Annotated in this window: 17 protein-coding genes; 4 read left to right on the top strand and 13 right to left on the bottom strand. The window is 44.5% G+C overall.

The annotated features are described in order from the left end of the window. Positions 1 to 15: 15 nt before the first annotated feature. The 3 genes from UNH61_RS05725 to UNH61_RS05715 are packed head-to-tail and all read right to left on the bottom strand — an operon-like array spanning position 16 to position 6,820. Positions 16 to 3,081 (bottom strand): SusC/RagA family TonB-linked outer membrane protein, encoded by a 3,066-nt coding sequence (locus UNH61_RS05725; RefSeq protein ID WP_326991171.1) that lies wholly within the window; start codon positions 3,079 to 3,081, stop codon positions 16 to 18. 38 nt (positions 3,082 to 3,119) lie between these two features. Next, positions 3,120 to 4,412 carry a RagB/SusD family nutrient uptake outer membrane protein gene (locus UNH61_RS05720; protein WP_326991170.1) on the bottom strand — a complete coding sequence of 431 codons (1,293 nt, stop codon included), beginning with the start codon at positions 4,410 to 4,412 and terminating at the stop codon, positions 3,120 to 3,122. Positions 4,413 to 4,438: 26 nt separating this feature from the next. Next, positions 4,439 to 6,820, bottom strand: a complete 2,382-nt coding sequence (locus tag UNH61_RS05715; RefSeq protein ID WP_326991169.1) for a TonB-dependent receptor plug domain-containing protein — start codon at positions 6,818 to 6,820, stop codon at positions 4,439 to 4,441. 230 nt (positions 6,821 to 7,050) lie between these two features. Between UNH61_RS05715 and UNH61_RS05710 the strand changes: the two genes are divergently transcribed. Then, positions 7,051 to 7,524, top strand: coding sequence for a VOC family protein (locus UNH61_RS05710; RefSeq protein ID WP_326991168.1), 474 nt, complete (start codon positions 7,051 to 7,053; stop codon positions 7,522 to 7,524). A gap of 270 nt (positions 7,525 to 7,794) precedes the next feature. Here UNH61_RS05710 and UNH61_RS05705 read toward each other — a convergent pair whose 3' ends face one another. The 7 genes from UNH61_RS05705 to UNH61_RS05675 form a co-directional block, all read right to left on the bottom strand. After that, positions 7,795 to 7,983 carry a hypothetical protein gene (locus UNH61_RS05705; RefSeq protein ID WP_326991167.1) on the bottom strand — a complete coding sequence of 63 codons (189 nt, stop codon included), beginning with the start codon at positions 7,981 to 7,983 and terminating at the stop codon, positions 7,795 to 7,797. 48 nt (positions 7,984 to 8,031) lie between these two features. Continuing rightward, positions 8,032 to 8,232, bottom strand: coding sequence for a class IIb bacteriocin, lactobin A/cerein 7B family (locus UNH61_RS05700; RefSeq protein WP_326991166.1), 201 nt, complete (start codon positions 8,230 to 8,232; stop codon positions 8,032 to 8,034). A gap of 457 nt (positions 8,233 to 8,689) precedes the next feature. After that, positions 8,690 to 9,601, bottom strand: coding sequence for a metallophosphoesterase (locus tag UNH61_RS05695; protein ID WP_326991165.1), 912 nt, complete (start codon positions 9,599 to 9,601; stop codon positions 8,690 to 8,692). Between the two features lie 23 nt (positions 9,602 to 9,624). Further along, positions 9,625 to 11,412: a RagB/SusD family nutrient uptake outer membrane protein gene (locus UNH61_RS05690; RefSeq protein ID WP_326991164.1), complete on the bottom strand. Its 1,788-nt coding sequence runs from the start codon at positions 11,410 to 11,412 to the stop codon at positions 9,625 to 9,627. 20 nt (positions 11,413 to 11,432) lie between these two features. Beyond that, positions 11,433 to 14,744, bottom strand: a complete 3,312-nt coding sequence (locus UNH61_RS05685; RefSeq protein WP_326991163.1) for a TonB-dependent receptor — start codon at positions 14,742 to 14,744, stop codon at positions 11,433 to 11,435. Between the two features lie 111 nt (positions 14,745 to 14,855). Further along, positions 14,856 to 15,947 carry a FecR family protein gene (locus tag UNH61_RS05680; RefSeq protein ID WP_326991162.1) on the bottom strand — a complete coding sequence of 364 codons (1,092 nt, stop codon included), beginning with the start codon at positions 15,945 to 15,947 and terminating at the stop codon, positions 14,856 to 14,858. Between the two features lie 64 nt (positions 15,948 to 16,011). Then, the gene (locus UNH61_RS05675; RefSeq protein ID WP_326991161.1) at positions 16,012 to 16,617 is read right to left on the bottom strand and encodes a sigma-70 family RNA polymerase sigma factor; all 606 of its coding nucleotides are present in this window, start codon (positions 16,615 to 16,617) and stop codon (positions 16,012 to 16,014) included. A 342-nt stretch (positions 16,618 to 16,959) separates the two neighbouring features. Here UNH61_RS05675 and UNH61_RS05670 point away from each other — a divergent pair, with 342 nt between their 5' ends. After that, positions 16,960 to 17,169 (top strand): hypothetical protein, encoded by a 210-nt coding sequence (locus UNH61_RS05670; RefSeq protein ID WP_326991160.1) that lies wholly within the window; start codon positions 16,960 to 16,962, stop codon positions 17,167 to 17,169. Beyond that, positions 17,150 to 17,566 carry a PIN domain-containing protein gene (locus UNH61_RS05665; protein ID WP_326991159.1) on the top strand — a complete coding sequence of 139 codons (417 nt, stop codon included), beginning with the start codon at positions 17,150 to 17,152 and terminating at the stop codon, positions 17,564 to 17,566. Before UNH61_RS05670 ends, UNH61_RS05665 begins: the two co-directional genes overlap by 20 nt. A gap of 57 nt (positions 17,567 to 17,623) precedes the next feature. Here the strand turns inward: UNH61_RS05665 and UNH61_RS05660 are convergent, their stop codons facing one another. Then, complete coding sequence (locus UNH61_RS05660) at positions 17,624 to 18,013, bottom strand: helix-turn-helix domain-containing protein (RefSeq protein WP_326991158.1); 390 nt, start codon at positions 18,011 to 18,013, stop codon at positions 17,624 to 17,626. Between the two features lie 138 nt (positions 18,014 to 18,151). On the opposite strand from UNH61_RS05660, the gene UNH61_RS05655 reads away from it, so the two are divergent. Further along, the gene (locus UNH61_RS05655; protein WP_326991157.1) at positions 18,152 to 19,018 is read left to right on the top strand and encodes an MBL fold metallo-hydrolase; all 867 of its coding nucleotides are present in this window, start codon (positions 18,152 to 18,154) and stop codon (positions 19,016 to 19,018) included. A gap of 53 nt (positions 19,019 to 19,071) precedes the next feature. Here UNH61_RS05655 and UNH61_RS05650 read toward each other — a convergent pair whose 3' ends face one another. Beyond that, positions 19,072 to 20,664, bottom strand: coding sequence for a family 16 glycosylhydrolase (locus UNH61_RS05650; protein WP_326991156.1), 1,593 nt, complete (start codon positions 20,662 to 20,664; stop codon positions 19,072 to 19,074). A 5-nt stretch (positions 20,665 to 20,669) separates the two neighbouring features. Then, complete coding sequence (locus tag UNH61_RS05645) at positions 20,670 to 22,187, bottom strand: RagB/SusD family nutrient uptake outer membrane protein (protein WP_326991155.1); 1,518 nt, start codon at positions 22,185 to 22,187, stop codon at positions 20,670 to 20,672. Positions 22,188 to 22,200 lie beyond the last annotated feature (13 nt).

The raw sequence follows: 22,200 nt of genomic DNA, 5'->3' as shown, positions 1-22,200 counted from the left end.
TAATATTTTCCTGAATCATAATGCCAGTGAAAGGCCGAACAGCAGCATCCTCCGCATAGGATAACCACCTGAACGATCAAAACCGTCTATTGTAACCAGTTCTGCATCTGGTCCGCTGTACTTCTGGAAAGTGATCAGATTGTCTATTGTACAATACACCCGCGCTCTTTCAAAAGGAAGACGTCCCATCACTTTTCTGCTAAAGATGTAAGACAATGTTGCCGATTTGATCTTGAAATAGGAACCGTCTTCTATGTACTGAGAATCATAGTTGACAATCTGTGAAGCATTGCCCCAGGGGTTCAATGTTGGATATTTTGCATTGTCGCCGCTTTTCTCCCAGATGGAATAATTATCGAAGTTTGGCAGGGAAGACGCACCGGCAAAATCCTTACCCAGTCTAAGTCTGTCGAGCAATGCAGTATTCACGATTTTCCTGCCGATGACAAAAGTTGACACCAGATTCAGGTTAAATCCTTTGTAGGTAAAATCATTTGTCCATCCGCCCGTCCATTTCGGATTAGGGTCTCCGGCATAAATGCGGTCAGCAGCATCTATGCGATAATCCCCATTCTGATCTTTGAAATTGCGGTCACCTACGTTCAGCCTCTTATTCTGTAAGCCCACCAGCCTTTTTCCTGTCTTGGGATCCACCGGGATCTGGCTTTCCGTCTGATAAATTCCCTGCGACTCATAGAAAAAGAATCCATTCAGCGGGGCACCTGTTCTTACGATAGAACCAAAGTCCTGCCCCGAGGTACCTACTTTGATAATATCAGCGTTTCCGTCAGGGAGTCCTACCACGCGATTCTTGTTATAAGCAAAGTTGAGGTTCATGCTCCACAGCACCTTACGACCAAGATTCAGATTGGTATTCACAGTAAATTCCAATCCGCGGTTCAATACATCGGCTGCGTTGCGGTATACTTCGTTGTACCCTGAAGTAGTGGGTAAGGAGGTAGACAGGAGCAGGCCTTTCGTCAGTTTCTCGTATGCGTCAAAAATAAATTCTACTTTATTTTTAAAGAGGGATAAGTCCACGCCAATATTGCCCATCTTAGTTTTCACCCAGGTGAGGTTATCGTTCTTAAAGCCGTTATACCACGTGGGAGTAAACCCGGATATCCCACCATAAGAAATCTGCAGTAGTGAATTATACCGGTCCAGCGATCCTCCGTCCATAATACCGAGGGCGAGATAGTTATTATCCCAGGTGGTTCCTGACAGTCCGTAACTTCCGCGCAGCTTACCGCTCGTCAACCAGCTTATATTAGAAAAAGGGGCTTCCTTATAGAAGTTCCAACCCGCCGAGATAGAAGGGAATACACCCCAGCGGTTTGCCTTTCCGAATTTCGATGAACCATCTGTGCGTATAGAAGCGCCCAGCAGGTATTTTTGCTGATAGTTATAATCCAGGCGACTGAAATAAGACATCAGGGTACTGGCGGTGTAATTGCTGGTGCCGATACTGTTGCCCTTAGGCCAGTTAACTGTCTGCGACAAAGTAGGGGCGCTGGTTACGCTGCTTACGTTTGTAATTTTTGATTCTGATTTTTCTGCGCTTTGTCCAACGAGCACACTAAGACTATGCTCTCCGAATTTGGGCGCATAGGTCAGGGTATTCTGGAAAAGCAGGTTCCGGTTTTCGCCGGCACCGCTGCTATTACTTGCTCTCAGCGTCCGGCGTGATTCGGAATATACGTCCTGCATGTTGCGCAGGTATTCCAGACTTAGGCTGGCCTTATAACTCAGATCCCTGAAGAGGTTCAATGCAGCGTCGGTGCTGAAACGTACCCGGTCGTTGAGATTAGAGCTATAGCCGGGCTGATACACCTCTGTTCCTTTCACCAACGGATTGTTGGGTAGCGGCATCAGGGAGGAGTAGTTAGTGGAAAGCGCATCCGGGTTGCGGCTTTGGTCTGTCCGGGAAACAGCCAGTGTATTATTGATGACTAATGCACTTTTCAACGCATTAAAGCTGGTATTCGCCATGATGCTATAGCGTTTGAAACCAGTGTTGAACAATATCCCTTTGCTATTCATATAACCCATACTGATGCTGTACTGGCCGAAGTCGCCGGCACCGCGTACAGACCCGTTGTAATCCTGCGTAATGGATTTGTTATACAAATACCCTTGCCAATCGGAAGAATTGTTATAGAATGGATTGGTCACATCTGTGTACATAGCGGGCATGTATACACCGTAGGGAGCATATTGTTCATAGAGGTGTTTTACCTGTTCACGCTCTTTGTTTCCGCCGGCAACATCCTGCAATTGGGGAACAAAGTTGACCCCGGTGCGGATATTGAGATTAATCTGCGGCTTACCTCTTTTCCCTTTTTTTGTAGTAATCAGGATGACGCCATTGGCGGCTCTGGAGCCGTAAATAGCTGCTGCAGAGGCATCCTTTAATACCACAATATCTTCCACATCGCTGGGGTTGAGATCTGCCAGTACGTTGGTGCTGGTAATCGAGAACTCTTTGCTCGTTTTTGAAATAACCGGGATCCCGTCAATTACATAGAGTGGTTCGGAAATGGCAGAAGCGTCGTCGCGGCTTACCGCCGCCAGTCCACGGATGATAATAGCCGGTGCTGCTCCTGGTTCTCCGGAATTCAACTGGATATTCACCCCGGCTACCCTACCCTGTAATAGAGAGCTGAAAGATTCCGCTGCCTGGCCTTCTGTTATCTGGTCCATCTTTACGGTAGCAACGGAGCCTGTAATCTCTTGTCTGACCTGTGTTTTATATCCGGTAACTACCACGTCACCGAGGGTTCTGTTATCGTCGTTCAGTGTGATAGTCAGATCGGCGGGATGTTTGAACACCAGCTGGCGGGCCTGGTACCCGATAGAGGAACAGAGTAAGGTATCTCCCACGCTGAGCTGCAAATGGAAGCTCCCTGTTGCATCTGTAATGGTTCCGATATTTTTCCTTTGTATTTTGATGGTTGCGCCAATCACCGGTTTGCCATGCGAATCTCTTACCTTACCCGTCATCACCGACTGCGCGGTAACATTCACGGCGATCATCAGTACTGCAAAAAGGAAGCTGGTTCCTTTCATTAATGCCTTCATTAGTTTTGTTTTTTCGATTCAACTTTTTATGAACTCGCTTAGTGATTCGCCCAAAAACTATTTTGACTCAACGCATTGCCCTTCATGCTGTTTGCGGAAAGCGGCCACCAGGCGGCTCCCTTTTTCACATCGGCGTCTGTAAATGCGGGGATATATGCGCTCACCTTACCAAACCTGATCAGGTCGAAAACACGTTGCCCGGTACCTACCAGCAATCGTTGCCGTTCGAGCAGGAGTGCATCTCCGAATGTGGCTTCCGTTAAAGTGCTGTAATCTTCTGTAGCACCGGCAGCAGCCTTTTTCAGGTATCCCTTTGCGTCTTCCAGATGGCCCGACCGCCACGCTGCCTCTGCAAAAAGCAGATTCAATTCGCGTTGCGGCAGCAGCTCCAGTACAGTAGCGTCTTTTACGATCAGCGTAGCCACGTTGTCAGTTTTTGAAATGGTAAACATCCTGGTACGGCGCGCGTCGGCTTTGGGATAAATCGCATCCATTCTGGCTAATGGCATATTTATTACGCGGCCATCCAATGGATTCTGTGGGATATCGGTTCGCCTGTCTGTTCCGGTAGATAAACCAAAACCCGACAAGCTATCGGCCGTGGCAGCAGTAAATGTATTGCTGAGCAGGTCGTATGCCTGCTGTCCTTTACCCAGCCACAGTTGCTCCTGAGCCAGCAGTGAGGTAACGGCCGTTTTGTTAAACCGTACTAACGATAATGCAGTGCTTTCAATACCATCATCGTTGATCAGCAGCCAGGGTAAAAGGCCCCTGGCTTCCGATGCCCATAAAGCGGCCTGCGTTACAGCTGCTTCATTGGTCAGGCGCGTTCCCATATTGTTCTTTTCAGCCGATGGAATATCTCCCCAGATACGGGCAACATAGAAATAGGCAATTGATTTGAGGGCCAGTGCTTCTCCTCTGAATAAATTCCGCTGATAGGGATTGAGTATTCCTTTGTCTGCCTGGTCTACAATGTCCAGTACGTCGTTCGCATCTTTGATCACATCGTAGAAATACCCCCAGTCGGAAAGCTCTGCTACATAGCGATTGTCTGCGGTCAGTTGTTGATTTACCACCGCGTCCTGGTAAGGAACGGCTACTTTCAGATCTCCGGTTCTTGCTTCCCCATACATCATCCAGGCATAATTGGCCAGCAGTGCCCTCCTGAGATCAACATATCCCCCGATAACGGCCTGCTGAATCCGTTGTGGTGAATTGTAATAACCCTGTGTAACAGTCTTGTTTTCCAAATCCCTGATCGTCATGGTATCCTGACAGGAAAAAAGGATGGTCACCGCTACTATCGGGATGAACTTCCAACATTTCATATAGCGTTTTTTTTGCATCATCATTCTTAAAAACCTACTTTTAGTCCCAGTGCAACGGAAGAAGGTAAAGGTGTTCCTGTATAGCTCAGATCGTGCTTCCGGATACCTGTTATATTTTCCTCGGGATTAATTCCGCTGTATCTGGAGAGCGTGAACAGATTGTCGCCGCTGACATATACTTCCATATCGCTCAGCCGCCTTAGTCGCCCGCCCAACAGGGTGCCAAGATGATAAGAAACAGCTGCCTTGTTTAACCGGATAAAACTTCCTTCCTCGATGGTCCGGATTCCCTGATACACCGTGCGTCCGTCTGCATCCGCGTTTATCAGATAGTAGGGCGTTTCCGCGTTTTTAAGCGGGAAATTATTATCCACTCTGTCTGCATAATACCTGCTGGTAAAAGACTCTGCCAAGGTGTGCGCACCCCAGGCATACGTCATTGTCAGGCTCGCAGCAACATTCCCATAACGGAAAGTATTGGTGAAGCCGCCAAAGGCCTTGGGCTCACTATTTCCTATAATCTTTTGCTGTTTGTTTTCGTAGGCGACCAGTGAGGTTACTGCATCTCCTTTTGAAAGTGCTCCGAGGTAAGCCAGACTGGTATTCTCAATATCACCAGGCAGCGATTTTACTTTATTCCGGTAGGAGGCTATGTTGAAATTACTTGTCCAGATAAAGCGGCGTGTTTGCACCCATTTCACATCGAGGTTCAATTCAACCCCTGACAGACCAAGTGATCCGCCGGTTTCATAATTGTAGTCAATGCCATTAATATTAGACAGGTATCTTTGGTAGGTAAAATCCCGGTAAACTTTATTGAAGTAATTAATAGAAAAATTCAGGTTGTGCAGCAGTGCAAAAGACAATCCTGCATCGAGCTGGTAAACCCCCACACTCTTTGCATCCCGGAAGGCCGGGTAAAGTTGTCCGATACCCAGATAATTACCGCCATAATAATCTCCATATCCCTCCAGTTCTCCTCGATAAACTTCCGGTCTGCTCAGCATGCCTGTTTTTCCGATAGAGGCGTTGACTTTTACAGGTATGCTCAGCGTGTTTTTCAGATCATAATGAATACCTAATGCCGGGTAAAGCGCCCATTTATTCTTGTAAAGTGAGCTTCCATCAGCGCGGAGCACCATATTTACGCCAAGGTCTTCTTTATACTTCCATTTCCAGATTCCGTAAAAAGACAACAGCCTTTCTCTTTCGTGGTCTGACAAAGCATTAGTTTGTTTAGCATTGTAGCCGGTTACTACCTTTACATAGTTTGATCCTCCATTTTCCATACTGCGTTTACCATCTACTGAAGTCAGCCTGTCATCGGTATATCTTAACTCATTGCCAAGCGTCATATCCAGTTTCAGTACATCTGAAAAGCTATGTACATAATTTAAAGCCGTATTTAAAGTGATCAGCTGTCTTCTGAAAGCGGCACTCGCTGCATAAATATTTCCGTCTAATACATTCGAGGGAACGTATACATCACGACCTGCACCTTCGTACGACAATCCCCCCACAGAGCTGATTTTGAGACTGGAATCCAGCTGATAGGTAAGTCCCATGGAAGAAATCAGTCCAATGTTCCGTTTTTTGTCCGTGAAGAAATTCTCATCACCAACAACCGGCTGGGGAAGATCCCTGTTAAACTCTCCGGCGTAGCGCCCTTTGCGGTTTGCAAGCGCCAGGTTGTTGTAAAAGTGTGCCGACAGCCGATTGGAAATATTATACCTGGCATTCAGAAAGAGGGACTGTGTTCCAAATCCGGTATTCTTAATTACTCCCTGATCCTGGTAATTTGTTAACCCGAACAGGTATGAACCGTAAGTGCCGGCGCCGTCGACCAGTACACTTTGCCCGTTAACAACAGGTCCGCTGCCGTATACTTCCCTGCGGGCACGGGTGTTGAAATTGTAAAAGGCATCCTTCCGGTAATCCATATTCTGCAGAAAGTTGACCCCGGCAAACGCCCGGCCGCTGACATGAATAGATCCGGGTTTTCCCTCCTTCATGACGATGTTAAGTGCACCATTAGGCGCCTGAACCCCATAGGCCGCCAGCCGGTCGATGTCCCGGATAATTTCGATGTGATCAATCTGATCTGGTGAGTAATAACTGAGCGGATTGAGCCCGGTTACATTTGATGGACTGGCAATAACAGGGACGCCGTTGATCAGAATAAGGGGCATGGTGGAGTGGTCGGTGGGATCTAAATTCAATCCCCGCAGGTTAAGTGTGGATTGGGTGCCTGGCGTGCCCGACCAGCTTTTAACCCTCAATCCGGCTACATTACCCTGTAAAATGTTCTCTACTCCACTCCGATTAGACAAGACAAGACTATCTGCTTTCAGAGAGTCCTGTGCGCATAACTTCGCCGCAAATCCCCAGGATGCGAGAAGCAAGGGCATAGCTTTCCAAATACATTTGGACAATTCCATAGTTATCGTTTCAAAGTTTATTTAATCGCTGACGTGTGCTACATCGGTGTGTTTATAGGGCAGCGTTATCCGCCACCAATGATTAATTGGCTACTGTTGACTCAATTGCTACTGATTTATCTGTTATTTCCCCTTCACGAATTGTTAAGCAAGATTAAACTTTGTTTATTAATAGTGTATTTCTTAAAAATTAAGGAATTGTGAATATTTGGGATCGGGGCCTGATTGCTGCATTGGGTGAAGTTTGTCGTTTTTATCCAACCGACAAACTGACTAATTCGATATCTTCGGGCAAAACCATATATTTTATGTCGTCCACTCCATCCCAGAGTAAGTACAAACACGAACAGGTACAGTATATCGAGTTCCTTTCTGAAGATCTCGATCGTGCTAAGAAATTTTATTCCGCCAGTTTTGGCTGGAAGTTCGCTGACTACGGTCCCGACTATACGGCATTTGAGGGAGATTATGTGGACGGAGGGTTCCTGCCTGGGAAACCGGTGAAAGGCACTATGCTCGTGGTGCTTTATTCCAATGATCTTGATGCTACCAAAGACAAGGTTATTGCAGCGGGAGGTACAATTGTAAAAGATGTCTTCGAATTCCCTGGCGGCAGGCGTTTCCACTTTACAGATCCCGACGGTTACGAGCTGGCGGTATGGACTGTGGAATAAAAAAAGCGCAATAAAAAAAGGTTGCTGCGCACCAACGCACAGCAACCTTTTTTATTTTCGCTCAAAGCTACTTTAGTTAATGTGATACATACCAGATAAATTTTCCCAGTATGTAACCAAGAAAGCTAACTGATATCAAAGTAGCGACTACCCAAACAATATGCATAAAATCACTATTACTATCAAACGATATTCTTTTGAGAAAGTCCATATAAACACATTTTAACTTTGATCAACTGGGTTGCCGGGGTTTGAAAAAGCGGTTACTTACTATTTCGCCGCTTCCTTGTAACCAACATAAGCGCTTACACAAAACAGTGAGGTGGCAATAAGGGTGAGTGTCCAGCTTCCGCCACTGTCAACCCTTTCCATCTGGTCGTCAGACAACTCTGTTACTGTTCTTTTCTCAAACAAAGGTTGCGAAATATTGGGTTTACTTAATACCAATTCTTTTTCCATAAATCAAAGTTTTTAATAAACGTGTAATCAGAGGGCAACTTCGCAGCCTTAGTGAGTTGCATAATAGAGTGCCTTGCCACAGTAATAGCCAACAGCGCATACTGCCGCAGCAGCGCAAATAGGTGAAGTACCGCCGTCGATTTCGAGCATTTCCTTTTCAGAAAGTTCGGAAACTGTACGTTTTTGCATTAAATCCTGTTTAACTGCTACAACAGGTACATGCTGGAGTTCCAATGTAAGACCGTTCATTTTTAGAATTTTTTTGGTTAAGAAATAACAATATGTAAGCTTACAGACTTTATTATCGGGAAGATAAATCAGGTATGCTCCCAGTTAACATGATCATTATATATAACCGGGTTTTTATGCGGGGTTAGGGTTCCAAATTACCGTGATATCTGCACAGTAATCTAATGTAGTATTTATTGATAATAAAAAACAAATCCCTTTGAGTAAAATCTTTTTCAAGATAACAACATAATACCGCATGATACCCAAAGAAGCAGCACTGTGGATTATTTCCATGATTATTATTACTACTAATAAGTCTGCTATTTTTTGAAACTACTAACAAGTATAGTTATCTATCCAAACTATTTTAAATGATTTACCGGAATATATGCCGGCAATAAAAAGGCCTGTAAGCTTAGCACTTACAAGCCTTTTCTTCAATATTGTTTTAACTAAATTTCCGCTTCCAGGATTATCAATAATTCACATAGGAAGCATGAAAATCTCCGTTCGCATACAGATCTATTAACCCGTAACCAGGGGCCGTTTCCCTGTTATTCCCCTTCCACCATGCGCCGCTGACAGCACCGTCACAGATATAGGTTACATTGTTATAAACAACTTTATCCAACAGATGGATATGACCTCCCAAACATAATTTGACATTAGGATGTTGATAAAAAAGATGAATAATCTTTGCAACATCCGTATGCATATCACCGCCTAACATTTCCCATCTATTTACAACATCATCTGCAATCAGGTTGGTAGCCGTCAAAATCGGGATATGTGAAAGAATGCATATAGGGGTAGCAGGGTTGGTACTATTTAATTCTTCTTTGAGCCAGTCAAATTGTGCCTCCCCCAGTTTACCGATATACCAGGTGTTATCGATATCCAGGTGTACGCTATCCAGGCAAATAAATTTCCAGCCGTTTTTCACAAAAGAATAATAAGGACGATCCAGATGTAACTGATCCATCGCCAGTTTTTTGCCATAAAGGGTCTGGTTGCGGTCATCCTCATTCCACCAGACATCATGATTTCCCAGGACATGATATACAGGGATGGAGCATTCCTTTTTGATAATAGCATGGTATAAGTTCCACTGTTGGGTGATACTTGAAACATTTTCCTTATTGGCATCAAATACGATATCGCCTCCGTTAAGTATGAGATCAACCGACGGAGTGAGATGCTGTACATGCTGCAAACATTTTGCAAAATGCCCGGGCGCATTAAAGTCATCTTTTAAATGTATATCTGTAAGATGGGCAATCCTCAATCGCCGGTTGCCTGCAGGCGTTGCATTTCCAATGCCTGCGATCGATGAAAGTGGGAACAGTGACGATATTCCCAATGCCCTGATTAGTTCTCTCCTTTTCATCCGTTAGTATGCTATTTTGTTACTCACCAATTAGGATTCTGTGTTAATTTCTTATTCAACAGCAGTTCCTGCGTTGGCAAAGGAAATAAATAATCCCGGCTTTCATTGAATGTTTTTTTAATGGTGGGAAGAATTGTAATTAAGCCGCCGCTGGCATCATTTTCCAGGTTAACATCTACTCCCAGTTCCAGGTACTGAGCAGCAGCAACCGGAGGTTTCGTACCCTTAAATATAACCAGATCTGTAGTACCGTCATGATCCAGGTCGAAAGCACCTAACCCGCTAAAGTGCATGCCCTTAAATTGGTTTGTCAGCAAGTGACCTTCTTTCCAGCGCATCAGGTCATTCCACCTGGATCCCTCCATCACCAGTTCTATCCTTCTTTCTCTTCTGATCTCGAGGATAATCCCTTTATTCTGGCCATTGACATGGGTATATGCAGTTGCCAGGAAAGGGTCTATGACGCTATTGGCTGTTGCAAGAAGAAGGGATGGCATCCCTACCCTTGCTCTTAACCTGTTAAGAGATACATCCAGATCTGTCTGTGTAAGGGTTCCCAACTCTGCTTTTGCTTCTGCATAGTTTAATAATACCTCTGCAAGCCGGAAGATGGGTAAAGGATTGGAATTTCCATTCAATTTATCCTGTGACTCATCTGTTACAAACTTAGTTAGCTGATACCCTGTGCAGGTGCTGGTAAAAGAGGGCACCAGTGTAGCAGCTCCTCCGATCCTTTTATAGCCCGGCGTTCTGATTGTTTGAGAAAGCCTGGGATCCCTGTTCTGCATTTCGGTATAAAAAGAAAGCGTATCATAGCCTGGTGTATCCGTAAACCGGCTTCCGTCTTTCATAAGATAAGAATTCACAAGATTCTTTTCCAATCCGGGCTTACCAAATGAAGGAGAGATAGTATAATAATTGACGCTATAATAGATATTGGCCTGGGACAAAAAATTACGTGCGAGAATATACTCACTATTATTTTTTGATGCAGTGGTGAACAGTTCCTGATAAGCAGTCTGCGGGTTGCTGCCAACATATAAATTATACTGACCGCTGCTAATCAATTGCAATGCTGCATTTGCTGCCTGTGTTAATAATTCGGTGCTTCCCGGCAGTGCAAACTCTGTATGATATTTTCTGAAAGTACCTTCAAAAAGGCAGATCCTGGATTTAAGCGCCAATGCGGTCCACTTATTTACCTTGTTCACACTCGATTTTGAAGAATCCAGATTATTGATGGCATAGTCTATATCATTAAGTACGGAGTCAATGATCATGACCCGGGAATCCCGTGGTTTCAGCAATGCTTTATCATCGTTGGGAGATATTACATCGGAATACCAGGGCACATCCCCAAACCTGGCGACCATAGAAAAATAAAAGAAAGCACGGAAAAACCTGGCCGCTCCTACATACTTATTTACTATGGATGGATTTACGTTGCCGCTCCGGCAATTATTGATAAAATAATTGATATTCCTGAGCTGGTCCCAACTCCAGCCGCCCCCAGATACCGGTATGATCCTGTTTCCCGTAAGCTCGCCTGGCAGACCATTCAATACGATGTTATCCGAATTTTCGCCGGTCAGACCATAAAAAGGAAGACTGGTTGCCTGATCATTTCCCGAAGGGCCGGGCAAAATACCATCGTAAAAAGAATTAGCGTATAGGTCCAGTTCGTTTTCAGAATTAAAAGCTTTGTCAGGAGCTATCTGGGAAAGCGGCTCCCTATCTAAAAATTTTGAACATGAATGAAGCACCACTGACAACAATGTTACTGAAAGTATTGTTTTTATACTACGTTGCATAATTGATATCATTTGTAATATTAGAAAGTCACGTTTACGCCTACCGTATAGTTCTTCATGTAAGGATAAGACCTGGCGCCATTGTCGGTTGTATTTGAAGCAGCAGTATTGGGATTATAGGATCCGGCGCCTCTGTCCAGATCATACGGCCCTACTGATTCCGGGTCTATATATTTTGACCTGAATTTGGTAAAGGTGAACAAATTCTGTCCGGAAAAGTATACATGTACATTTTGAATATAGTTACGGAACCGGCCCAGGATGCGGGGAGATAACGTGTAGCCTATAATCGCAGTTTTTAATCTTAAATAACCGATGTTTTGCAGATAACGGTCGTTGGGCGTATTCAAAGCCCCGCCGGAATATACTTCATACCCTCTCACTATTGGGAAATAGGCATCTGTATTGGTTGGCGTCCACACATCTTTTTCAAAATCCTTAGGAATGAAAGAAGTATAAGGTCTTCCAAAAACGCCCCAGAAAAGGCCGGCTTCCACTGTTGGATACCAATCTTGTTTTAATACGCCCTGGAAAAATAAAGACAGGTCAAAATTGTTCCAATTCACGCGGGTGTTAAAGCTATAAGCATACTGCGGCAATGAGTTGCCAATCACTCTTAAGTCGCCATGATCTGTTACGGTGTTACTACCGTTATTGATAACTTTATCTCCGTTTAAATCTTTGAATTTCACATCTCCTCCCTTCAGTTTACTCCACTCGCCGGGAGATTCCACTCTTTGGGAGAGATCAATCTGGTCCTGGTTAATTGGCCAGGCAGCTGCCTCCGCATCACTTTTAAACAGGCCATCCGTAGTGTATCCCCATATTTCACCAATTCGCTGACCTACATAATAATTATTCAGCAGTTGTTTAGGGTTATCAAATTTGGTGATCTTCGCAGTATAGTTACTGATATTTCCACCGAATGACACCAACATGTCTTTGCCCCCTACACGGTAGCTGTTGCTCCAGTTAAAAGAGAACTCAAAGCCGTCCGTTTGCAGGTCGCCGGCGTTTTGTTTGGGCGAGCCCGCTCCAAATACGGAAGGAAGGGTTTTTCCGTTAATCAGCATGTCTGTTGTCAGGCGCCGGTAACGGTCGAAGCTCAGCTGCAGATTCCTGAGAATTGTCACATCAACACCAATATTTAAAGACTTAGTTTTTTCCCATGTAAAATTTGGTGTTACCGGATTAGGGGCATTGATGTATTTTACCTGTCCATTACTGTTCACCCAATTGCTTGTTCCATTATTCATCACCGGGATATAAGGATAATAATCGGATGAAGCACTGCCTACATCCTGGTTGCCTAATAAACCGTAAGATGCTCTTATCTTTAAATCGCTGATGTATTTTTTAAGTGGTGCAAAAAAGTTTTCGCTGCTCACCCGCCATCCTCCCGATGCAGAAGGGAATAATCCAAACCTGCTGCTTTTGGGAAACCTGGATGTTCCGTCGTACCGGCTATTGAGCTCCAGCAGATATTTACTCTTATAGTCGTAGCTGACCCTTCCGAAGAAGCCCATTAACGCCCATTCATTCTCATTGCCGTATGTATAGTTGCTTCCTGTTGCAAGGTCCAGCTGGCCCAGGTCATCAGACAACAGGTCGTATGCTTTTGCACTCGTGTATTTAAATCTTTGCAGTTCCTGGTTATAACCGGCGGTGGCTTGCAGATGATGATCGCCCTTGCCGGTTGTATAAGTTGTAAAAAGGTTTAATGTCTGATGTTGATTGATATTATTCGTTTCCGTTAAAGCACTGTTGCCATCATATTCATACACACCGGGATAAACTGACCATGGAAACTTTGATGATCTTTGCGTCAGGTAGCCGGGCATATATTCGTATGAAAAATTTCCGTCTATTTTCAGTTTGTCATTGAAGAAATTCATCGTAAACCCCAGGATTTCCGATATATCATATTTTGTTTCCTTTCCTTTTGATTTGCCGTATGATAACTCGGGATATTCACTTGCAGCGTAATTATTCAGGTTGGTTCTGAATCTCAACGAGCCATCGGGGTTCCTGGGAACGTAGGCCGCCATGGCATGATTATACAAACCGGTATTATTGCCGTATTTCCCGGATCCTGGCCAATTGTTATTGCCCGCAGCAAACTGAGTATTGGTGTATAGGTTTAACCAGTCGTTGACCTGCGTGTTTATTTTTGCTCTCAAATTGTAGCCCTTGTAATTATCATTCCCCAGGTAGTCCTGGTATAGCCCTTGCTGGGAAAAATATCTGCCGGAAATAAGGACACTTGTTTTTTCCGATCCGCCGCTCAGCGTAAAATGATGCTCCATTTGAGGTGTGGATCTTCTGTACAGATAATGCCACCAGTCGGTGTTGCCGTAGGAAACGTACATATCTCTGCCATTCCTGTTCTGTTTTACAATATCCGGAAGACTTTTATCCGTTTGTCTTTTCTTTAATTCAGCATAGTCATTATCGGTATACCCGGAGTAGCTACTGCCCGTATTCCGGCTGAATGCCTCATCCACCAGTTTTAATTGGGTGTATGCATCCGTCATGAAATCAGTTCTTGTAGTAGGGGTTTGTATGCCGTAGCTATAGCCGTAAGACAGATTTAACTTTCCTTTCTTTGCTGTTTTAGTGGTAATTAAGATAACGCCGAACGCCGCTCTGGCTCCATAGATAGCAGCAGAGGCGGCATCTTTCAATACGGTTACAGAATTGATATCGTTAGGGTTTAACAGATCCATCTTACCGGGCACACCGTCAATGATGATCAATGGAGAGCCGCTTACATTGTTGATAGATGCAAAGCCTCTGACGTTGAAGGTAGCAACGCTTCCGGGATGACCGTCTCCAAAGTTGATGTTCAGGTTAGGAATGGCCCCTTGCAATGCCTGTCCCACTGTGGCTATGGGCTTATTCTCAAATGCCGTAGCATCCACCTGGCTCACAGCGCCTGTAAGGTTTACTTTCTTTTGTGTTCCATATCCAACTACCACTACATCGTTCAGTTGTTTATTCCCTGGTTTCATACGAACAAGCAGGTTGGCAATGTTATTCACAATTGCTACCGCCTTTTCCGTGTAGGTTTCGTAACCAACATAGCTGAATCGAAAATCATACTTTTTACCGATAGCCAGGTTGTCTATGCTGAATAATCCTGCGGTATCAGTTAATGCTGCGTAGGTGTAGGCATTATTTAACCCTATGCTTACCGCTACGCCCGGTAAGGGACTTCCTTTTTCGTCAAGAACAGTTCCTTTTATTCTTGCGTTTTGTGCATGGACAAGTATCGGCAGGAAACCCAGTATAAAAAAAAGGATGCTGCTAATCTTCTTTTTAAAGATGGTCATATTTAACAATTTTCATTTGAAGGTTGATATAAGGCAATACATTCCCACCACCCCTCGCAGGAGTTTTCACGTCCTTATGAAAGGACGAAAGCAGATGTACACGCTATAGCTTTATGGATGGCTGATGGTTACTTCATCGCCTGCTAACTGATATTGCAGGTTGTTCATTCCGCAAAGCACCTTTAACAGGTTCTCCAGGGAATCGCTGCCATTGAAGTGGCCGGTAAATGGTATTTGTTGCAATTTATCTCTGTCAGCACAGATAATATGCACATGAAATTTGTTGGCCAGATTATCAAAGACATCTGACAAAGGAGTATTTCTAAAACTCAGGTTGGCCGTATCTGCACTTTCTGCAGGAAAATCATTCTTATGCAGCACCTTCTTACCCTTTGTTGCAGCGGCTAACTTCGCCGTTGACTGTATTCCGGTGATGTTGTAATCAAAATCATTTGTTACGGCAAGTTGCTGGCCAGGATACAGGTATGCTTTCTTGGAGTTGTTGTTGCCCGTGGCCGGTTGAACAACAACCCTCCCCTCGTATAATAATACATGCACTTGTTTTTTCTCTGCATCTACCTTAAAACGCGTTCCCAGTGCTGTAGTAGCGATATCCTTCGCATATACAGTAAATGGTTTTGAACGATCTCCGGCTACGTTGAACTCACCAGCGCCTCTAAGTATGATGTCTCTTTTGTTATTTATAAAAGGGAAATAATAACTGATTTCACTTCCGGGATAAAGCATGACTGCAGAGCCATCCGGCAACGAAATTTTCATTATGGTATCCGTTTTATTTTCTGTATGATGAAGCACTTTACTGCCTGCCATTTGTATGCTATTTTTCATTTGTACCACCTCGCCTTTCCTTGTCCATAGCCAGGTGAATATAACAGCTATCATAATACCCGCCGCTATTCCGGCTAAACGAAGCCAGGGTGTTACCGTTTTCTTCTTCAAAGCACTGGTGCTCTTTGCAACACCGGCATTTGAAATAGTTGTATGGATACTTTTAAATAATTCATCTGCTTTCTCCGGATCTAAAGTACTTTGCACATTTTCTCCGGCAGCACCCTGCATCATCAAAGCAGACGCTCCATTTCCGGATTGCTGCTGCTGTAACAATGTTTCCAGTTGCTTCAATTCATCCTGACTGATTGTGTCAGACCAAAACTTATCTAATAATGCTTCTAATTCCTGCATGCTTTCACGTTTAAATACAATGCGCTTTAACAGAAGTGAGGGGTTGGGCTATGTTACGTTAATGTTAACAATAATGGGGCACTGACAACAGAGGAAGTAATACGAGTGTAATAAAAAGCAGATCAGCGTCTATTTGCAGCATTTCCCATTTAACGCGTTCGCCCGCTTTGGTAACATATTCCCGCACTGTATGAGGCGATATCCCCAGCAATTCGGAAGCCTGTCCGTAGGTCTTGAGATGCAGTTTGCAAAGTGTAAAAGCCTGTCTTTGTTTAGGAGGTAAATTACTAATGGCTTTATCCAGATGTGCGAGCTGTGCTTCTATATTAAAGGTTTCTTTATTGTCGGCATTTTGAAGCGCTTCATCCGTGACATCCCCCGTCAAAAGTAATTTCTCCCTGACCTTTTTCTGCAGGTAATTGATAGATTTGTTTTGACTAACGACCATCAGCCAGCCCCCGATGGACATGTCGGGATCCAATGTTTCTCTTTTATTCCATAAGCTTACAAATACATCCTGTAGTATTTCTTCCGCATCTTCCTGTTTTCTTATTAGCCGGCATATGTTCGCAAATACAGGACGGTAGTATTTATAATACAGGGTATTAAATGACTTTAAATCCCCCTGCTGTAGTTCTTTTACCAGTATGCTGGTTTCTTCCGTCGCCATATGCTGAAGGTATTTCGCTTAAAAAATTAATGTGTCATCTGAATACAATCGCCTGCAAGTTGATAAACTTTGGTATTTCGTAGTATTATTTTTGTTTTAAGAATGTGGGGAGATGGAAAGGTGCTATGAATATGCTGCTGATCCGATGATTATTATAGGAGCTATTTTGAATGGCAGTGAATAAGAAATTTACATATTACATAGTATATATGTATTCAGCTTCTTGGGAATTTTGACTATATTTACCTCAAATAGTACTATACGAACGTCCATTAAAATGCTGGGAATATGACCAGTGAAACGAAAGAATAATACTACATTTTAACTTATACATCATAAATTATGATACGCACAATAATAATTCCCAATCAACAAACCATTTCTTTTGATATCCCCAAAGACTATGTAGGGAAACAAATAGAAGTGATTGCCTTTGCAAAAGACGAAGGCTTTACTGAGAAAAAACCATTAAAGAAAAAGGTAACATTTTCTGCTTTATCGATTGATACAAGAGGATACAAATTTAATCGGGATGAAGCCAATGAACGATAATGTTTTTCTCGATAGCAATATCCTGGTTTATTCTTATTCCAATTCGGAAATAAGTAAACAAGAAGTTTCGCGAAAATTAATAACTGATAACAATTCTTTTATTAGTACCCAGGTTTTGCAGGAACTATGCAATATTGTCACCCGTAAATTCCAATTTAGCTATACACAGGCTGCAATGGCAATAAAAGAATGTTGCCAAAACAATAACCTTCATACCAATACTGAAAATACTATTTTGCAAGCATGTCAAATAGCCGACAAGTACGGTTTCTCCTTTTATGATAGTTTGATTATATCTGCTGCCCTGGAAAGTAATTGCAGTGTCCTCTATTCGGAAGATTTACATAACGGCCAGGTCATCAATGGAAAGATTACAATTAAAAATCCTTTCAAATAATTTTAGCTGAGTCCATTTGTGAAAAAATAGATATAAATACTATTGCTGAAAACATCACTAAATAGATTCACCTCCCCCATCCTCCAAATGAACTCCCGCCTGCTCCAACCGTACCAACTCTTCCTGCTTCCGCTCCTTCATATACTCCACGCCCCAGTCATACAACACATCAAACACCTTACACAGTTTCTTTCCCAGCTCTGTTAGCTGATACTCCACCCGGGGCGGTACTTCGGGATATACGGTCCGTGAAATGATGCCATCGCGCTCCAGCTCCCGCAGCTGACTGGTGAGCATTTTCTCGGTGAGGTGTTCAAAATTGTTTCTGAACTCTCCATATCGCTTTACTTTCCCATCTGATAATAAACTTAAAATATATAGTTTCCATTTCCCACTAATGGCCTTCACCGCAAAGGTTAAAGGACAATGTAATTTTGGATCTCTCATTTTTCTTCATTTTTTTTTATTCTCAAGATATCCGTCCATTCACATTACGCACCAAAAAGTATGTGCCGAACGGAAATGTACCTACTTGACGATGGATACATAAAGGTCTACGTTTGCTGCAAATAAATTCATTTATACATGAAAAAGTTAGCATTATTTGCTGCGATATTATTCAAGACCTTTACTTCTTCAGCAGCTACGGCATCCGATGCGATAACCATCCAGTTAATCAGAAGCGCTACGGTGAAAGTACATTACCAGCATGTGACATTGCTTGTAGACCCGATACTCGGAGACAAAGGTACGGAACCGCCGATTTTTTTCTCCAACGACGTTCCCAATCCCACTATCGACCTGCCTTTCAGCAGGGAGCAGGTTATCAAAGATGTAAATGCAGTGTTGCTAACCCATTACCATCCTGATCATTTTGATGAAGCAGCAGAAAAGTTTTTACCGAAGGATATGCTGATCTTTTGTCAACCTGGGGAAGATAAAAAACTGCAGGAAAAAGGATTTACCAATACGCGCGTAATCGACAGCAGTCTCACCTGGGAAGGGATCTCCATTACGCGGTTCCGGGCCAGCCATCACCAGGGCGCTAATGGAGCACCTCCATTCGGTGAATCATCTTCCTACTATCTGAAAACGAAAGAAGCATCCGTATTCTTTACCGGCGATGCTATCCTGGATGAGCGCCTGAAAGCCTCCCTGAACGCCACTCATCCGCCGGTGGTCATCGCCAATACCGGACAATGCCACTTCACTAAAGAAAATCCGGTACTGGCTCCGGGTATCCCTATGACGCTGACTGCAGAAGAACTGAAAAGTATCACGCAGCTATTGCCGGCAACAAAGGTAGTGGCAGTACATATGGATGGCATCAACCATTGCAGCCTTACAAAAAGTGAACTGAGAAAATATATTGCGGAAGAGCAATTGGGCAGCAGGATCGTTGTGCCCGGTGAAGGAGAAATACTGCGTTATTCGCAGCTGGTCAAAAAGTGATCATTAACATGAATTGCAGGCGGCGCGCTTATCTCCGCCTGCAATGCTATTGTTTATTTACCGGCTTTCCGTACATCCACATCGTCCAGTATAATATCAGCACTACCCCGGTTGGTGAAACTGATCTTTACGGTTTTCGTATTGTTACCGTACTCTTTCCCTGTTTTAAAGAAAAACTTGTTTTCAGTAAAAGTGCTTTTTCCCGTTTTATGTTGTTCAGCCGCCTGCTGCAATTCCCCGGTCACCAGCTTCACATTGTTCACGGTGGCGTACAATTCGCTGCTACCCTGCGCCCAGTACGACAACTGGTAGGCGGCATCGTTGTTCAGGTAAACATATTGCGTTATTTCCTGGCCAGGCTTGAGTAACAGGGCATGCTGACCATTCCTTTTCACCCCGGCCGATAAAGTACCAGTCCCTTCCCAGGGCAGCAGGTTGTTATTGGCTTCAAATCCCGGATTGGGCAATTCGTTTCCACCTTCCAGTAGCCACTGATATCCGCGAATGTAATCTACTTCCATATTCACACTTCCTCCGCCGCCATAGCTACCCAGGAATACGTTCATGAAGTGATTGGGGGAATATACCTGATGTGGGTCTGTATAAGCTTTGATCAGCTGTCCGTTGATGTAATGTTTAATGCTGTTGGGCGTCCATAATATGCCATGTACTACCCAGTTATCGCGATGCGTAAAACCTTCAGCGATATGTGTAGCCAGGTTGTGAATAAAGCGCCCGTTTTTATCGACATGGCCATGCATCACAAACTGAGCGTCCAGGTTTTCAAATACATCTATTTCGAACACCTGTCCTTTAGGCCTTATCCCTGCGGTACCTTCCAGCGTAGTTCCCTCCTGCAGGTAGTATTTCAGATCCGGCCCGGGCGAGTCGAACCAGAAGGCAGTGTTCAGCCCTGCAGGATGACCGGTGTAGCTGCGTCTTACCCTTACTTCGAAATAGCCACCGCGACTATTATCGAGCAGGTTGTCATTAGTACCCCAGTCGTATGTCTGGATGGAGGATATTTTTCTTCCATTGGCCGGGTAATATGCTTTCGCCGGCAGCGAATCGTTGGTGAAAATATTGATGGAATGCCCGGTGAAGGAATAGGCTGCTTCCGGTAATGTGCCATTCCGCATTTCCTGAAAGTTATCCTTCTTCAGGAAATCGATATTGGAATAATAGACGGTATGCCATTTGTTGCGGTCCAGCAGTTCGTCGTTGAACTCATCGTGCCAGAAGAGCTGCATACCTTCCGGTACGGCTGCAGAGCTGGCAATATCGAGATGACTGGCTGCAGTAGTATCCAGTGTCCATTGGGTAGTGGCGGTAACCGTTCCGGTGAGGGCTTTGCTCCGGCGATTGCCAGCTACTGCCTCTATCCAAACGTGGTAATTTTTATTGGCCGCTACCTGTTGAATATAGTAGTGATTAGTGTTGGCCGGCAGGGTGGCAGACGGAGTGGCTGGTTTATGACCGTTAACAGACCAATACACATTATACCCCGTTTCATTTTCAGCATTATCTTTCCAGCCGGCTTTGACCCAGCTCCGGGTGCCTGTCAGCTGAAGATCAGTAGGCGCAGGTATTTCCTGCGCCCACAGATCGGATGATATTAAAAAAAGTAAATAGAACAGTCGTTTCATCACACTTAGTTATACCCTTCATTTTGTTTGATAACACCGTTGCTTTGTGTGATCACCACACGTGGCAGCGGGAACAATACTTTGTAAGACTGAGCTGTGGAGGAGCCATCGTTGACAGCACGCTGTATGAACATATTCCAGCGGATCAGGTCATCCCTTCTGCATCCTTCGCCCCAGAGCTCAAACAGGCGTTCGTCCTGGATTTTGGCGAGGAACTGGGTTTTGGATAATCCCATTGAAAGATCGCCGAGGCCGGCTCTTTCCCTTACTGCGTTGATAGCGTTGTACGCATCCTGGTTAGGAGCGCCGTTGGCTTCGTTGATACTTTCGGCCAGCATCAGCAATACGTCTGCATAACGGTATATGGGTAAGTCTACGCCACTGTTCTGAGAGCTGGCTTTAGAAGGATCGGGACCGAATTTCATCGGCACTGCTCCCAGCTGGCCTGCTGTTCTGGCGTTTTTATAGATGACTTTGCCATCGGCTGTTTTATCTACCGGATAAGATTCCAGCAGTACTTTCAGGCGCTTGTCGGCTTTATCAAATTTATCGTAGCTGGTCCAGGGCATTTTGTATCCACCCCAGGCTGTCAGCGGTATACCGGTTGAATCTTTGTAATCAGAAGGCAGAGAATGCGCCAGCCACATGTTGGTGAACTGATCGCCTCCTGTAGGAGAGCACACTACTGCCAGGATGATTTCGCTGGATTTACCTGCTTTGTTATTGATATTGAAGTTATCCTCGTAGTTGGGAGTCAGGGTGTATCCCAGCTGGGTGATTGCCTGGCCGGTGGCTACTGCTTTAGCCCAGCTTTTTTCATGCATATACAGTTTCATCAGTCCTGTTAATGCAGCTCCCTTGGAAAAGCGGCCGTAGTCCTGCCCGGTGAATTTATTGGGTAAAGAAGCCGCGGCATCCTGGTAATCTTTCTCGATCTGTGCTACCACCACATCGCTGGTTGGCCGGGGCACATAAGGAGTATAAGGATTCGCTGCTACCTGCGCATCTGTTACGATGGTGATGGGCCCATAGTTGAAGTACAGCATTTCTGCGAAATGCGCACGCAGACCTTTAAGCTCACCGATATATCTCTTTTTAAGATCTGCATCGATAGATGCTTTATCAACATCCGCCAGGGTGATGGCGATTTGTGAGAGGTAAGGCATATAACGTGTATAGTTATGCGTTACCCAGTCGAAATCCGGGTTGTAGTTGAGATTCCGCAGCGGAATCCAGTTACCGCCCCAGGCACATACGCCTTCGTCGGTAGTCATCATGGCCTGTGTACGCCAGGCATACGTGCCGGCATCCCATCCACCCTGCCAGTCGCTGCCGCCTGCCAGGCCTTTGTAAATAGCATTCACTTCTGCCTGTGCGCCTTCTTTGGTACCTACAACGGAACTCAGGTCTCCATAACTTTTATACTCCAATCCTTTTTCACATCCGCTGAAAGCGACCACACCACCCAGCAGGCAAGCGGAAATTTTTACCGGTAAAACGAGTTTATGATATATCTTTTTCATTACTTCCTGATTA

The organism is Chitinophaga sp. 180180018-3, assembly GCF_037893185.1.
Taxonomy (GTDB): Bacteria; Bacteroidota; Bacteroidia; order Chitinophagales; family Chitinophagaceae; genus Chitinophaga.
Note: the sequence above shows the minus strand (reverse complement) of the source record. Positions and strands in the feature narration are given on the sequence as shown.